Below are 13527 nucleotides of genomic sequence, written 5' to 3' on the forward strand. Positions count from 1 at the left end.
GGCGGGCGGCGCCGTCGGCTGCGGTGGGATCAGCGCGTGCGCGCGCTGCCCGGACGGCTGCCCGGACGGCTGCTCGAACTGGGCCCCGGTCCGGGGTCCGGGGCCCGGTACGGAGCGCGGGTCGAACCGTACCGGGAGGGACAGCAGGTGGCGTGACATGAGGGTGCCGTGCCACCGGAGCTCGCTCGGGTCGACCGCCAGCTGGAGGTCGGGCAGCCGGTCGAGCAGCACTTCGATCCCCGTGTCCGCGATGGCGCGCCCGATGTCCTGGCCCGGGCACTCGTGCGGTCCGCTGCCGAAGGCCAGGTGGGAGCGGTTGCCGTGGACGGAGACGTCGGGATCCGGCCGGATCTGAGGGTCGGCGTTGCCCGCGGCCAGGCCGAGCAGGACCATGTCGCCGGCTTTCACCTGCTGGCCGCCCAGCAGGGTGTCACCGGTGGCCCAGCGCCCGATGATCGTGTTGATCGGCGGGTCGTCCCACAGGACTTGTTCCAGGGCGTCGGGCAGGGTCATGTGGCCTCCGGAGAGGCTGGCCCGGAAGCGCGGGTCGGTCAGTACGGTCCGCAGCGTGTTGGCGATCAGGTTGGCGGTGGTCTCGTAGGCCGCGATCAGCACGACGCGCAGGTGCATCAGCACTTCGGTGTCGCTCAGGTTCGCGGGGTGCTCGATCAGCCAGGACGCGAGGTCGCGGGCGGGCTCGGCCTTGCGCTCCACGAGCAGCTGTTCCAGCGTGGCGGTGACGTAGCGGTCGCTCTCGAGGGCCGTCTCGGTTCCCTGCAGCATGTCGCGCGCCGCGTTCACCAGCAGCGGCCCGTGTTCGTCGGGCGCCCCGATGAGCTGCGTCATGACCAGCATGGGGAGCTGATCGGAGAAGGCGGAGACCAGGTCGGCGTACCCGTCGCCCGCGATCTGGTCGACGAGCTGGTTGGCGAAGCGGGTCACGTAGCGGCGGATGCCGCGCTTGTCGAAGCGCTCCAGGGACTCCACCACGGCCGCGCGCAGCCGCTCGTGTACGGGCCCGTCGGTGAAGTTGCACACTGGCACCCACGACACCATGGGGCCGAGCGGGGTGTCGGCCGGCACCCGGCCCTCTCTCATGTCGCGCCAGCCCCGGGGGTCGCGGGCGAAGCGCGACGACGTGCGCGCCACGTCCAGGTTCTCCCGGTGACCGAGGACCAGCCATGCCGGGAGGTCCCCGCTCACCAGCACCGGGGCCACCGGCCCGTACTGGGCGCGCAGCTTCTCGTACAACGCGAGAGGGTCTTCTTGCGCCTCCGTTCCGTGGAGACGGTACAGACCGCCCGCCGCGTGGGCGGGGCACTCGGGCGGTGGGGTGGGACCGGTACTCACATTGCCTCCTGGGTGGCTGCCTGGGAGTGCAGGTAGCGCATGAGGGTCAGCAGGACATCGCGGGACGAGTCCCGCTGTCTGGCATCGCAGACGAGGATCGGGACGGCGGGGGGCAGATCGAGGGCCTGGCGCAGTTCCTCCAGCGGATGCTCGGGCGCGTCGGCGAAGGAGTTGACGGCGACGACAAACGGGACGCCGCGTTCCTCGAGCCGTCCGATGACGTCGAAGCTGATCTCCAGCCTCCGGGTGTCGAGGAGTACGACGGCTCCGAGCGCGCCCTCGAAGAGCCCGCGCCACAGGAACCAGAAACGCTCCTGCCCCGGTGTCCCGAACAGGTACAGCACGAGTTCGTCGTTGATGCTGATGCGCCCGAAGTCCATGGCCACGGTGGTGGTGATCTTGCGGGACACCCCCCACGTGTCGTCGACGCCGACGCCCGCCCTGGTCATCGTCTCCTCGGTCGTCAGCGGTTTGATCTCGCTGACCGCACCGACCATCGTCGTCTTGCCCACGCCGAAACCGCCGACGATGACGACCTTCACGGCTGCCGCGGCCGTCTGCGGGAGTATGTCCGCCGGGCGCGGCCCGGCGGGCGGGTCAGAGCTTTTGAAGTCCATCGATCACTGCCTCGATCAGAGCAAGGTCGGGTAGCTGCGCGGCGGGAACGGGCGGGCGGACGTACACGCGCTGAGCGGCCATCAGGTCTCCGACGAGCACGGTGACGACGCTCACCGGCAGGCCCGCGTACGCGGAGATCTCGGCCACCGACAGCGGTGACTGGCACATCCGCAGGATGGCCGCCTGCTCGGGCTGCATCTCCGGCCGCGCGGCCCCCTTGGCCACGACCAGGGTCACGAGGTCCAGATGGACGGCGGTGGAGGGTCCACTGCGTCCGCCGGTGATGACGTAGAGCCGTTCGGGGCTGCCGTCCTCCCAGCTTGCGGGCGGCTCATTCACGCGGGCTGCCCGTCATGCCGTGGCGGGCTGCTCAGGTGGTCCCCCATTCGGGTCACCAGATTGCGCATCTGCGCCCCCATCAGACCCGCGTCGACACCCTCGTCGGCGAGGACCGCCAGGTAGGACCCGTCGCCGGCGGCCATCAGGTAGAAGAACCCGCCGTCCATCTCGATCACGACCAGGCGCATCCTGCCCTCGGAGCGGGGCAGTTCCGCGGCCACCGCTCCGGCGAGGCTCTGCAGGCCCGCACACGCGGCTGCCAGGCGGTCGGCCGTGTCGGTCTCGGCTCCGTACTGCGCCACGCAGAGCCCGTCCGCGGACAGCACGATCACGTGCCGCGTCTGCGGCACTCCGGCGGCCAGGTCCTTGAGCATCCAGTCCATACTGCTTCGCTGAGTCATCATTGTTCACGCCCCTTTGGTCGCTGAGCCCGACGCGTCCTGGGCGCCCTGCACGTCTTTTCCGGTCTCGCCGGACAGTCCGCTGTGGAACGCCTCCAGCCACATTCCCGGCCCGCCGTCGGCGAGTTGCTGAGGTTCCGCGGCCGGCCGGGTGCCGGAGGTGGTGAGACGGTCCTTCCTGCGTCGCTGCGGCAGGCCGGTGGTGGTGCGCGCGTCGGCCGGACCGCCGCTGACGGGCACCGGCCCGGCGGCCGGAGCCGGCCGGGGCGCGAAGACGCCGGCCGGCGGGCGGTCGGGGTGTTCGCGCGATCCGGCGGCCAGCGCCCTGGGCCCCGAGGAGGACCCGATGCCGTGGGCGAGACCGGTCGCCGCGGACGCCGTGGTGATCAGGTGCTGCGGCACGATCACCACGGCGCGGACGCCGCCGTACGCGGACGAGCGCAGCGACACCTGGAACCCGTACGCCTGCGCCAGCCGGCCGACCACCGCCAGGCCCAGCCTGGGCGTCTCGCCCAGGTCGTTGAGGTCGATGCCGGACTGCGCCTGCGCGAGCATCTTCTCGGCGCGCCCCCGGGCCTCCTCGCTCATGCTCAGGCCGCCGTCCTCGATCTCCACGGCGATGCCCGACTGCACCTCGACGGCGGTGAGGTGGACCCGGGTGTGCGGCGGTGAGTACCGGGTGGCGTTGTCCAGCAGCTCCGCGAGGGTGTGGATCAGCGGCTCGACGACCGGGCCGACGACGGCGACCTCGGAGACCGAGTGGAGTTCCACCCGCTGGTAGTCGATGATCCTCGACATCGCGCCGCGCATCACGCTGTACAAGGTGACGGCCCTGCTCCACTGGCGGCCGGGTCGCGCACCGCCGAGGACCGAGATGGAGTCGGCGAGCCTGCCGATCAGGGCGGTGCCGTGGTCCAGCCGCAGCAGGTCGCCGAAGACGTCCGGATTGGTCCCGTGCCGGTCCTCCATCTCGCGCATCTCGTGGGCCTGCTGATGGACGATCGCCTGCACGCGGCGGGCGACGTTCACGAAGGCCCGCTGCGCCGAGTCGCGAAGACTCTCCTCGTTGTCGACCGCGTCGATGACGTGGGCCAGCACGGCCTGCAGGGCGGCTCTGAAGCGCGGGGTCAGGGCGGTGTCGTCGCCCCAGCGGCTGCCGGGGCCGGCGCGCCCTCCCAGGGAGGTCAGCACCTCCTCGGCCGGCTCGCCCTTGCGCAGTCGCTCGATGGCCTCGGGCAGCACCGCCGCGGACAGGCGGACCGCCTCGGTCTCCTGCCGCGACAGGGTGTGCCGGAGGGCTGCGAGCTGGGCGCTCCGGGCGGCGAGTGCGCGGCCTCGGCGTACCGCTTCGACGAACACCGCCGCGGTGCACGCCGCGCCCACGGCGATCAGGGCGGTGCCGCCCGGTGCCGAGGAGAAAGCAAGGGCTCCGGCCAGGCAGGCGGCGGCCACGACCGCGACAGCGGGCAGCGCCCGGCTCGTTCCTCCTGCTGGGTGGGAGGTTTCGGGTGGAATGCCTCTTTGCTCCATCGGCGTCCTCGAAATATCGAAAAGGGTGACCTTCGTACCGGTGGGCGGGAGCATAACTTCGCCCAACTTCCCGTACGCACGCTTTCGTTGGAGTTCATCGGACCGGAGGAACCGATATGCGCCATCGGCCGCGCCGCATTCCGGCACCCTTGGGGACACGGCTGTGGCAAGCGGCGGCATAAAGGGAGGTCGGCGACGTGCCGGCCGGCTCGCGGCGACGGGATCCGCACTGTCTCCGCGCCCGGTGACGGCCGGATTGCATCGTTCCGGAATGGCGCCCCGGACGGAAATGCGCTATTGGGGGCCTCCCGCATGAACACGGCGGCGCGCCTGGGGGGCCGCCGACCGGGCGGCACCGTCCGTGCGGGGCCCCTGTCCCTGCCCGACACTGGTACCGGGCACCCCCACGCTGGTGCCGTTCGGATCCCGGCGCACGGGAGGCGCAGCATGCTCGTCAGCCACCACCTCACCGATGACACCCTGCACGTGAAGATCCCGCACGAGCTGGACGTCACCAACCGAGCCGCGGCCGCCCTGCGGATCGAAGCACTCGTCCACGCGCACCGCCCCTCCCGGGTCACGATCGAGCTGCCGGGCCGCGCCCCGTCCCCCATGACTCTCAGTGCGCTGGCCCGGGCCTCCCGGATGTGCCAGAGCCTCGGCATCCCCCTCACCGCGACCGCACCCGGCGAACGGGCGCCATTGCCGCTCCTCGGCCACGATGCCGGAACGGCCCGGCCCCAATGGCTGGAACACGGCGCGCGACACGACCACTGAGTCTCGCCCGGCCCGGACGCCCCGCCTCGGACGGCCCGGCTGACACGCACGTCCCGCGAGGCCGTCTTGCCTGGAATCGCGCGGTTTACGGCTGGCAAGTACTCGCCATGGCGGGGACTTGCCGCCCACCGGCCTTCACACCGCTGCCGCCGGTCGATAGACCCATGGCATGTTCTCCTCCTCTCAGTCTTCCGCCTTGCGGCGCAGGCGTCGGCAGCTGGTCTCGGCCGCCGCCTCGGTGCCGCTGCTGGCGTCGGGGCTCGCGGTTCTCCAGGTGCCCGCACACGCCGCTCCGGCCAAACCCCCCGTAGCCGCCGCGTCCTCGGCGACCCACAAGGTCACCCTGGTCACCGGCGACGTCGTCACGGTCACCACCATGGCCGACGGCAAGCAGACCGCCGACGTCGACCGGCCGGACAACGCCGTCGGCGGCGTGAAGGTCCAGCAGATCGCGGGGGACCTGTTCGTCGTCCCGGACGAGGTCGTGCCCTTGCTGGGCACGGACCGGCTGGACCGGCGGCTGTTCAACGTCACCGACCTGATCGAGATGGGATACGACGACGCGAAGGCGGCCGCGGTCCCGCTGATCGCGACGTACACCCGGTCGAGGTCAGGTGCGGCCGTCGAGCCGACGGCCCCTCGGGGCAGCAAGCTGACCCGCAAACTGGGGGGCATCGGCGGCGCCGTGCTCAGCACCGAGAAGCGGGAGGCCCGCAGCTTCTGGAATTCCGTCGCGCCGCAGGGCAGCGCCACCCTGGGCGCCGGTATGGCCAAGCTGTGGCTCGACGGCCGGGTGAAGGCCAGCCTGAAGGAGAGCGTGCCGTTGATCGGCGCGCCCGAGGCATGGGCGGCCGGCTACACCGGCAAGGGCGTCAAGGTCGCGGTTCTCGACACCGGCATCGACGTCAACCACCCCGACTTCGCCGGCCTGATCGACGGCACGGCCAGCTTCGTGCCGGGTGAGGCCGTGACCGACGTCAACGGGCACGGCACGCACGTGGCCAGCACGATCGTCGGCTCCGGCGCCGCCTCCGGAGGCGACAACAAGGGCGTCGCCCCCGGAGCCGACCTCTACGTCGGCAAGGTGCTCGGCGGGGCCGAGGGCTACGGCCAGGACTCCTGGATCATGGCCGGCATGCAGTGGGCCGCCGAGTCCGGTGCGGACGTCGTCAACATGAGCCTCGGCGACTCCTACCCGTCGGACGGCACCGACCCGATGTCGCAGACGGTCGACGCGCTGTCCGCGCAGTACGGCACCCTGTTCGTCATAGCCGCCGGCAACTCGGGACCGGAGACCATCTCCGCCCCGGGGGCCGCCGCCTCGGCGCTGACCGTGGCCGCCACGGACAAGCAGGACCGGCTCGCGAGCTTCTCCAGCACCGGCCCGCTGACCCACTCCGGCGGAATGAAGCCGGACATCGCGGCGCCCGGCGTCGACATCACCGCGGCCCGCTCGTCGCAGATGACCGGCGGCGGCGAGGGCGCCTACCGCACGCTCAGCGGCACGTCGATGGCCACCCCGCACGTGGTCGGCGCGGCGGCGATCCTGGCCCAGCAGCACCCGGACTGGACCGGCGCGCAGCTCAAGGAACACCTGATGAGCACAGCGAAGGGCCTGGACGGCGGCTACTCGCCCTACGAGGTCGGTACCGGCCGTCTCGACGTGGCCGCCGCCGTGCGCATCACCGTCCGCGGCACCGGATCGCTGTTCTTCGGCAACTACACCTGGCCGCACGAGCCCAGCGACGGCGCCGTCACGAAGGACCTGACCTTCACCAACACCGGCTCCACCGCCGTCACGCTGAACCTGGCGCTGACCGGGGGCGACCCGTTCACCCTCGGAGCCACCACGGTGAGTGTGCCGGCGGGCGGCACCGCCGCCGTCCCGGTGACCGGCGACCCGCGGTCCGCCCCGGCGGGCCGGCACGTCGGCTACGTCACGGCCACCGACGCGGCCACCGGGCATACGGTGACCCGCACGTCCGTGGCGCTCCTCGAGGAGGAGGAGCGCTACGACCTGAACATCAAGCTGGTCGGCCGGGACGGCAAGCCGGCCGCCGGCTGGGTCGGAGTCAACCTCGCCGGCGACGTCTGGCCGTGGACGGTGTACGTCGAGGGATCGACCACCATGCGCATGGCACCCGGCACGTACACCGTCGCGGGGTACCTCGACGTGGCCGGCGAGCAGGCGGACCGCTCGGGCCTGGCCGTCCTGGTCGACCCGGAGACCGTACTGAAGGACCGCTCCGCCGAGGTCGTGCTGGACGCGAGCAAGGCGCACCTGTTGCAGACCGAGGCGCCGGAGCGCACCGAGGACCGCCAGCGCAAGGTCGACTTCAATGTCCACTACAAGGGCCTCGACCCGTACCTGGACTACCGCAGCGCGTACGTGCTGCCGCCGACGTACGACGACGTCTACGTCGCACCGACGGAGGCGATGGAGCAGGGCGAGTTCACGATGATCACCCGTTGGCGCAAGGGTGAGCCGCAACTCGGCCTCAGCACGCCGGGCGACCGGCTCCGGCTCGACGCGCTGGTCCAGGCGGGCAGCGCCCTGGGCACCGCCACGGACCGGCTGGACGTCGTCTACGCGGGCAACGGCTCGCCCGCCGCGTACCAGAAGGTCAAGGCCAAGGGCAGGGTGGTCGTCGTCGACCGCAGCGACGACGTCTCGCCGCAGGAACGCGCCGAGGCCGCGGTCGCGGCCGGTGCGAAGGCGCTGATCGTGGTCCACGACGGGGTCGGTCGCCTGACGGAGTACGTCGGCGAGTCGGCCATCCCGGTCGCCACCGTGCACCGCGACGAGGGCAAGGCCCTCGTCTCGATGGCGAAGGCAGGCGTCCACAAGCTGACGGTCAAGCAGGTCGAGCACACGCCGTTCGTCTACGACCTGACCCGGGACTACCCCGGCCGGGTGCCGGACCGGGCTCTGGTCTACAAGCCGGCCAAGGGCGACCTCGCCCGGATCGACGCCCGCTACCACTCCGCCGCGGGCGGCCGGCTGGCCGAGGGCTACCGCTCCGACTTCACCCTCAGCCCGTCGTTCAACCTTCCCGAGGCCGAGCACCACCCGGGCACCCGCACGGAGTGGGTGACTCCGGGCCAGGTCTGGCGGGAGTTCCACACGCAGGGCGTCGACACGGCCCTGCCGTGGTCGATGGTCTCGGGCGACAACACGTACGCCAAGGGCAGCACCACCCGGCTGGACTGGTTCGCCCCGGTGACCCGGCCCGCCCAGAGCGAGTCCTTCGGGGTCTACAACTCCCGCTGGCAGAACTACATGACCTGGAACGTGCAGGCGTGGGCCTCCTCCAGCGACGTCATGCGGCTGGGCGGCTACCTCCCCTGGGGGGAGACCCCGTCCCACCTGCAGGTGTTCCAGGGTGACACGTTGATCCACGACAACCCGGCCAGCGGGGACATGCAGTGGAACGAGGTGCCGGCGGGCAACCTGCCCTACCGCGCGGTCCTCGACGCGGAGCGGCCCGGTGACCTCTTCCGGCTGTCGACGCGCACCCACACCGAGTGGACCTTCATGTCGGACACCGTCGACTCGGACTCCTTCGAGCCGTTCTCGGTGCTGAACCTGGACTACGCGCTGGAGTCCGACCTGCGCGGCGACGTCAAGGCCGGTGCACGGCAGCAGATCGCCCTCAAGCCGGTGTCGATGGACCTCGGCACCGTGCCGGGCACCGTCACCACGGTGGCGCTGGACGTCTCGTACGACGACGGCGCCACCTGGCAGAAGGTGTCCCTGTCCAAGGGCCGCGGCGGCTCCTGGACGGGCTCGTTCACGACGGCCAAGAAGCCGGGCGGCTTCGTCTCCCTGCGCGCGAGCGCCGGGACGGACAGCGGCTTCAGCGTCAAGAACGAGATCATCCGGGCGTACGGCCTGCGATGAACCCCAGTGTCGGGCCCCGGGGAGGCGACTCCCCGGGGCACTTCCCGTCAGACCTGCTCCCAGCAGGCACTATTCAAGATCTGCCACCATGGCGCATACTCTCCCCGCTGCGGCAAGCGAAGGAGAGTCGGTCGCCGATGCTGGATGTTCTGGGCCTCGAACCCGATGACGAACGCGTCTACCGGGCCCTGCTCGGACGACCGGACTCCACCGCGCCCCTGCTCGCGGACCTGCTCGACCAGCCGCCGGCCGCTGTTGCCACGGCACTGTCCCGCCTGGTCGGGTGGGGGCTCGTGACCAGGTCGGCGGACGAGCGGTTCACCGCCGCGCCGCCCGCCATGGCCCTCGGCGCTCTCATCAGCGAGCGCCGGGACGGGTTGCGCCTGGCCGAACAGGCACTGGTGACCTTCGCCGAGGAACACCGGGCGGCGATGACCGGGAACAGCATCAGCGATCTGATCGAGGTCGTCACGGGTGTCGACGCCATCCGCCACCGCTTCCTCCAGGTGCAGCAGGCGGCCCGCACGCAGGTCCGGACCTTCATCACCGCGCCGTTCGTCGCCCTGCCGCCCGACGAGAACACGGCCGAACCCGTGGCCCTCGGCCGCGGGGTGCGGTTCCGGGCGGTACTGGACCGGGCCGTCCTGGGAGAGCCGGGCATCGTCGACGATGCGGTCAACGCCCTGCGCAACGGCGTGCACCTGCGCGTCGCCGACCAGCTGCCGATGAAACTCGTACTGGCCGACGCCGACCTCGGCCTCGTCCCGCTCGCGGTCACGCCGGACGGAGAGCCGGGCGCCGTGCTCCTGCACCGCAGCGGCCTGTTGGACGCGTTGGACGCGCTGTTCGAGACGGTGTGGCGGACCGCCCACCCGCTCGAGCTGTCGGACACCGGCGGAGAGGCCGAAACCACGGTCGAGCTCGGGGCGCAGGGCCCGACCGACCTCGACCGGAGGATCCTCGCGCTCCTCCTGGCCGGCCTGACCGACCTGACGGCCGCGGCACAACTCGGTCTGTCACCGCGGACGCTGCACCGACGCCTGCGCCACCTCATGGACGTGGCCGGAGTCCGCACCCGGATGCAGCTCGGCGGTCACGCCGTCCGGCACGGCTGGGTGGGGCCGCTCTGACGGGTCCCGCGCCGTTCATCGGTGCGTCGGCGAGCCGGCCGGGCCGCCGCCGGCCGCCTGACTGACGTCCGAGCCGCCCCGGGGTGGATCAATCGACGCGAGCGGACGGGTGAGTCGGAGCCGGGTGTGTGGCCATGACACTGCCGGGACTGCGCTCCGTCGCCCGCAACACGTCGGACGCCGTCGCCGCCGCGGGCCTGGCGAACATGCAGACTCCGTCATCACGGCCTACGGTCGGCAGCCGGATTTCCAGGCTGCCGACCGGCTAGGGCAGCTGCTACGGAGCCCTGGGGAGGGGGACTACCCCGGGAAGGACGGCGGCTGTGAGGCGGCTGCGCTGACCTGTGCTTCTGCGGGGCTTGCGGGGCCCACACATCGCGGAGGTCATCGTTGATGCTGCAGGGCGTCCGCACCTGCGGCGATGATTTCGGCGAGCCGGTTGGCGAAGTCCGCGTTGCATCCTCCGAGCCGGACGAAGCCGTGGCTGCCGACCGGCCCGTCGTTGCTCAGGGAGGGAAGGGTGAGTTCTGCCCGCGCGAGGGCGGCCTGAAGGTTGGTGACAGCGTCCGCGCCGGCCTGATAGGCGGCATCCTGGAGCCGCTTGTACTGGATTCGCTCGACGTAAGCCAATTCGTACGCCATGTTGCTGACCTTTCGTGGTAGACGTGGTGTGAGGCGCCGGAGCGCGCTGTGTATGCGGTGCAGCGGTCGTGGGCCTTCTGACAGGTGCGCCGGCCCTTCGCGCCCAGGGCCCCTGGCCGCCGCGGCGCTGGTCGTCTGGAGCACGCACTCCGCAGAAGCCGATGCCGTCCGCCCCCGGGGCCGCGCGAGGCATGACCGGTCCCGCGGCACGTCTCCTGGGTGCGCCGCAGTGACCGGACGCCGCGGAAGCGGTCCGGGCCGCCTCGCGCCGGGCGGATTCCAAGGACCGCCTCGCGAGGGGCGGAGCTGGGTAGACCGTCGGACTGAGTCTGCGCCCGGCCCGTGACTATCGGTTTCGATCTTCGTTTCAAAGGTGCAGGCGAGCGCCCCTCTGACGCGTGGGAAGGACCGAGTTGGCCAGGGAGTCAGCGGCTGTCACGGTCCTCGCTGTTCGCGGTCGTCGCCCATGGGGTGCTCGACCCTCATGCGCCGTACCTGAATCTGTGGCTGTGCGACGCGGAGGGGACGACCCTGCTGTCCGCCGTGGGGTAGCCGGGAGGGACACGGACCGGGTTCGGTCCCGCCGCGGCCGCCTGCCTGAGCTGCGCGGGCGCAGCGAGCGGCGGGTTTCGATGTCGCGGAGTGGCTTGGCGCGGCGGACGCGTGAGCGTGATCTGGCGGACCAGTTGTTGGAAGCATGCCAGTGCCGCGACGGCCGGAAGAGCGGAAGCCGCCCCGGCGGTGATCGTTCTGGGCGCCTGAGCCACGCAGAGAAGCGTGGCCAGCGTGGAGAACAGCAGAACGATGGACCAGGAATGGAGCGCCCGGCGCCGGTGCAAGGCCGACCTGAGGATGGACAGAGAGGCAACCATCCAGGGGCCGTAGATCAGTAGGGGCCACCAGCTGACCACTGCCCGGGCCGTGTGGGGTCCCGCACTGTGGCGCAGAGCGTCGCAGATGGCGAGCCCGCTGAGCACGCTCACCACGGCAGCGATGGTGCCGACCAGCGCGGCGGTGAACAGACTTCCCGTTTCCAGCAGGGTCACTACCCGCGTTCTGGACGGGCCACGCCGGTGACCGCCGGAGGCGTGTGCGGGCGGAGGCTTGGTGGAGGTGTGCTTCAGTCCCGTGACGAGGCCGAGGGTGCTGGCCGTGTCGCTCATGCCGTCGAAGCCGTCTCGGGTGAAGGGCTCCGCCTGCCCGGGTGCAGCGCGCTCCTGGAGCAGGCCGGCGAGTTCCTCCGCCGGATCCCACGGCGGATGCGCCTCGCCGGGCCCGCCGAAAGCTTCCCTGGGGGAGGGCTGCTGTCCATGCTCGGGCAGGCCCCAGAACGCGGAGACTTCCGGCTGGGGGTGGAGGCCGTGGAGGTCCGGGTACCCGTACGACTCATACACGGGTGCAGCCGCCCGAGCCGCCGACCGTCGTTGCGGACGCTGCGGTGTTCCCCAGCCGCCTGCCGAACTCGACCTGGATCACGCTCATCGCGTGGAGGAAGTCCTCAAAGATCGAGGACGAGTAGCTCAGATCGATTTCCAGGGTCTCGTGTTCCAGCGTCGCATGACGGGTGTCGCCACAGTCGGCTGAGCCTGGATTGAAAATCCACTTCCCGATCCGGATGGCCCCGGAGTGAAAGCGGCCTCCCTGCCCGTGTTCCTCTGGGGTCCTGCCGGAGGAGACGGGGAGCTTTGCTGTTGTCATATTCCATAAACGCTGTCGATGTTGGTCAGGGTATGCGCCATCCGGGTGATGGTGACCGATGAATAAGTGTTGACCCCGTCGCATCGGTTCCGAAAACAGGCCAGGGGTACGGCCCAGCCGCGTCCTTTCGTGCCGCCATTCCGCGACTCAGAGGGACGGTGAGTTGGGGCCCGGTACAGGATCCGACGCGACGGGCCCGTCGCACCCGACCCCGTCCGACTGCCCACGGCAGGTGGCTCTCGCCGCAGACCGCCGTGCATGTCGTCCCCTCGTCATTGAGCCTCTTCCCGGCGGCTCCGTCGATCCCACTCCCCGGCATCGCACGGACATGCCGTCGCTCTCCTCGGAGCGCTGGTCCTCGCTTTGGGGCCGCCGGGCCGGTAGCGAGCCCTCGTCGGCCCCCGCCGCAGCTGACTGATCATCGGTAGATCGGTAGATCGGTAGATCGGTCGAGATGCCGAGGCCGACCAATTGCTGCGCATGGCTGCAATCGGAGGGCGGGCCGCAACTCTGCATATGCCGCTGCGTTATGCCGGGGGATCGCGAGGGCTGCTGCCCTGTACGTCCCTCGGAACTCCAACCTTCGAAAGGACCAGCTGTGGGAGGTACTCTCCTGTGGATCATGCTGATCTCTGCCGTTCTGGCCACAGGTTTCACTACGTTGATGGCTTCTGGGACTGGCCGTCTGTGGCATGTGGACACCCTCGAACTGAGGCGCCAACAACGCTTCGAGCGCGTCCTGTCCCTCCATGTGGACGCCACTACCCAGCTCTCTCGTCGAGAAGCCGCGGCGCCGGTCCACCCGGTGGAGACGCTGGGCGTCTCCGGCCTGGGTGCGAAGCCGCTCGAAGTCGTCCATGAGCCGTGCCGGCTGGAGCCTCCCTTCACGCACAGGACCCCGTCCTGCTGGCAGCCCGTTCCACTTGCTGAACGACTGTAGCTCTGCCGCCTCGCCTCGCTTCCGTAGGTGCACCTCGCAGGGGCGACGGCATGTGTGAACCCCACGCCGAGACGCGCGACGACGGCGCCGCGGGGGTCGCAGGTGCCGGTTCGGTTCGCGCCGAGGCCACTGACCGGCATCGGCGACGCTGCGTCAACTGCCTGCCGCTCTGGTTTCACCGCCCTCGCGAACCGTGGCCCG

Annotated in this window: 12 protein-coding genes; 4 read left to right on the forward strand and 8 right to left on the reverse strand. The window is 71.0% G+C overall.

Annotated features, from left to right (window positions below; all coding sequences use genetic code 11):
• The 5 genes from ABZY44_RS27365 to ABZY44_RS27385 all read right to left on the reverse strand — a co-directional run.
• The coding region (locus tag ABZY44_RS27365; protein WP_356658281.1) for a cytochrome P450 at positions 1-1350 on the reverse strand (1350 nt) is incomplete at its 3' end.
• Positions 1347-1967 carry an ATP/GTP-binding protein gene (locus tag ABZY44_RS27370; RefSeq protein WP_356658282.1) on the reverse strand — a complete coding sequence of 207 codons (621 nt, stop codon included), beginning with the start codon at positions 1965-1967 and terminating at the stop codon, positions 1347-1349. The genes ABZY44_RS27370 and ABZY44_RS27365, both read right to left, overlap by 4 nt.
• On the reverse strand, positions 1948-2307 hold the full coding sequence (locus ABZY44_RS27375) for a DUF742 domain-containing protein (protein WP_356658284.1): 360 nt from the start codon (positions 2305-2307) through the stop codon (positions 1948-1950). The genes ABZY44_RS27370 and ABZY44_RS27375 overlap by 20 nt, the downstream gene beginning before the upstream one ends.
• Complete coding sequence (locus ABZY44_RS27380) at positions 2304-2711, reverse strand: roadblock/LC7 domain-containing protein (RefSeq protein WP_069918385.1); 408 nt, start codon at positions 2709-2711, stop codon at positions 2304-2306. The genes ABZY44_RS27375 and ABZY44_RS27380 overlap by 4 nt, the downstream gene beginning before the upstream one ends.
• Positions 2712-2714: 3 nt before the next feature.
• Positions 2715-4238, reverse strand: coding sequence for an ATP-binding protein (locus tag ABZY44_RS27385; protein WP_356658287.1), 1524 nt, complete (start codon positions 4236-4238; stop codon positions 2715-2717).
• 447 nt (positions 4239-4685) lie between these two features.
• On the opposite strand from ABZY44_RS27385, the gene ABZY44_RS27390 reads away from it, so the two are divergent.
• The 3 genes from ABZY44_RS27390 to ABZY44_RS27400 all read left to right on the forward strand — a co-directional run bounded on the left by ABZY44_RS27390 (position 4686) and on the right by ABZY44_RS27400 (position 10046).
• The gene (locus ABZY44_RS27390; RefSeq protein ID WP_356658289.1) at positions 4686-5015 is read left to right on the forward strand and encodes a hypothetical protein; all 330 of its coding nucleotides are present in this window, start codon (positions 4686-4688) and stop codon (positions 5013-5015) included.
• Positions 5016-5184: 169 nt separating this feature from the next.
• On the forward strand, positions 5185-8916 hold the full coding sequence (locus ABZY44_RS27395; protein ID WP_356658291.1) for a S8 family serine peptidase: 3732 nt from the start codon (positions 5185-5187) through the stop codon (positions 8914-8916).
• Between the two features lie 137 nt (positions 8917-9053).
• The gene (locus ABZY44_RS27400; protein WP_356658293.1) at positions 9054-10046 is read left to right on the forward strand and encodes a transcriptional regulator TrmB; all 993 of its coding nucleotides are present in this window, start codon (positions 9054-9056) and stop codon (positions 10044-10046) included.
• A gap of 384 nt (positions 10047-10430) precedes the next feature.
• Here the strand turns inward: ABZY44_RS27400 and ABZY44_RS27405 are convergent, their stop codons facing one another.
• The 3 genes from ABZY44_RS27405 to ABZY44_RS27415 all read right to left on the reverse strand — a co-directional run bounded on the left by ABZY44_RS27405 (position 10431) and on the right by ABZY44_RS27415 (position 12386).
• Positions 10431-10688 carry a hypothetical protein gene (locus tag ABZY44_RS27405; protein WP_356658295.1) on the reverse strand — a complete coding sequence of 86 codons (258 nt, stop codon included), beginning with the start codon at positions 10686-10688 and terminating at the stop codon, positions 10431-10433.
• A gap of 482 nt (positions 10689-11170) precedes the next feature.
• Positions 11171-12082, reverse strand: coding sequence for a hypothetical protein (locus tag ABZY44_RS27410; RefSeq protein WP_356658296.1), 912 nt, complete (start codon positions 12080-12082; stop codon positions 11171-11173).
• Positions 12075-12386, reverse strand: a complete 312-nt coding sequence (locus ABZY44_RS27415; protein ID WP_356658298.1) for a hypothetical protein — start codon at positions 12384-12386, stop codon at positions 12075-12077. Before ABZY44_RS27415 ends, ABZY44_RS27410 begins: the two co-directional genes overlap by 8 nt.
• A gap of 664 nt (positions 12387-13050) precedes the next feature.
• On the opposite strand from ABZY44_RS27415, the gene ABZY44_RS27420 reads away from it, so the two are divergent.
• On the forward strand, positions 13051-13326 hold the full coding sequence (locus ABZY44_RS27420) for a hypothetical protein (RefSeq protein ID WP_356658300.1): 276 nt from the start codon (positions 13051-13053) through the stop codon (positions 13324-13326).
• Positions 13327-13527: the final 201 nt, after the last annotated feature.

Origin of the sequence: Streptomyces sp. NPDC006544 (assembly GCF_040611715.1) — a bacterium.
GTDB lineage: Bacteria > Actinomycetota > Actinomycetes > Streptomycetales > Streptomycetaceae > Streptomyces.